Source organism: Belliella filtrata, from assembly GCF_022549775.1.
GTDB lineage: Bacteria > Bacteroidota > Bacteroidia > Cytophagales > Cyclobacteriaceae > Belliella > Belliella filtrata.
This window is the reverse complement of record NZ_JAKZGP010000138.1, coordinates 1-1,313: the sequence shown is the minus strand read 5'-3', so window position 1 is coordinate 1,313 and position 1,313 is coordinate 1. Positions and strand designations below refer to the sequence as shown.

Genomic DNA, 1,313 nt, shown 5'->3' with positions numbered 1-1,313 from the left:
AAAATTACGAATTCATCTGAAAAAATCACACCTTTTGGAGGTTTTAATTTTGTTATTGAGTCATTTAAAAACTCAGGTCTTTCGATGCTTATCGATAATCATCTGGGAAGCAGGGTGAAAACTGTTGGTTTTTCCTACAGTGACATTTTCATCAACCATCTGGCCGTATATCTTAATGGTGGGGATTGTACCGAAGACATCAATGACCATCTCAGGGGACATCTTAAAAATGTTAGGGGTATGCGGGTATGTAGTGCAGACACCATTCTCAGGGGGATCAAGGAACTGGCTACAGACACGCTGTTTATGGAAAACCCAGATAGTCGTGTAAAGCACAGCTTCAATTTGAACCCCAAACTCAATGACTTGTTGATTAAGGGGTTGATACAAACAGAGCAGCTCAAAACAGACATTTTTTATGACCTTGATTATGACAACCAAGTACAGCCAACCGAAAAGTATGATGCCGAAAAAACCTACAAAAAGACCAACGGATACCAGCCTGGCATTGCTTCGATCAGCAACCCTGAGACAGGACAGGCGATGCCAGTTTACATAGAAGGCAGGAACGGCAACAGCCAAGCCAAGTATCTCCAAGAGGAAACCCTAGAAAGGGTGTTTTCAAACCTAGTGAACAATGGGGTAAAAATGGGAAGGTTCAGGGCTGATTCGGCATCCTATCAGAAAAAAGTTATCGAATTGGTGGAACGGCAGGACAGCTTGTTTTATATCAGAGCAAAGCGCTGTGCCAAGATGGATGGCATGATAGGTTCTATTGCCAAGGGAGACTGGAAGAAAATACGTCTGGGTACCCAAGAAATGGAAGTGGCCGACATCTATGAGTATTTTCCTTTTGGCGGGGAAAAGCCCTATAGGCTGGTGATCAGCAGGGTAAAGAGAAAGGACTACCAGACCGACATATTCAGTGGCGAAGCCTATACCTACAGGGGAATCCTGACCAGTGACAGTGAAAGTTCCAACAGCGAAGTTGTGGCCTTCTACAATGCTAGAGGCCAAAGCGAATGCCTCTTTGATGTAATGAACAATGACTTCGGTTGGGCAAAAATGCCCTGTTCTTTTTTGTCGGAGAATACCGCCTTTATGATTATGACGGCCATCTATGCCAACTTTTACAGTTATCTGATCGCAGAATATTCCAAGAAGCTGTCTTGGCTAAAGCCTAACTACAGACTCAAAAAGTTCATTTTCAGATTTATAACAGTATCAGCCAAATGGATCAGGACGGGAAGGAAACATGTCCTCAAGCTCTTCACACAGAAAGATTACACACCATTATTGACTTAGATTCAATC

Annotated in this window: 1 protein-coding gene; it reads left to right on the top strand. The window is 43.0% G+C overall.

The annotated features are described in order from the left end of the window. On the top strand, window positions 1–1,305 hold a 1,305-nt coding region (locus MM239_RS20765; RefSeq protein ID WP_241350244.1), incomplete at its 5' end, for an IS1380 family transposase. Window positions 1,306–1,313: the final 8 nt, after the last annotated feature.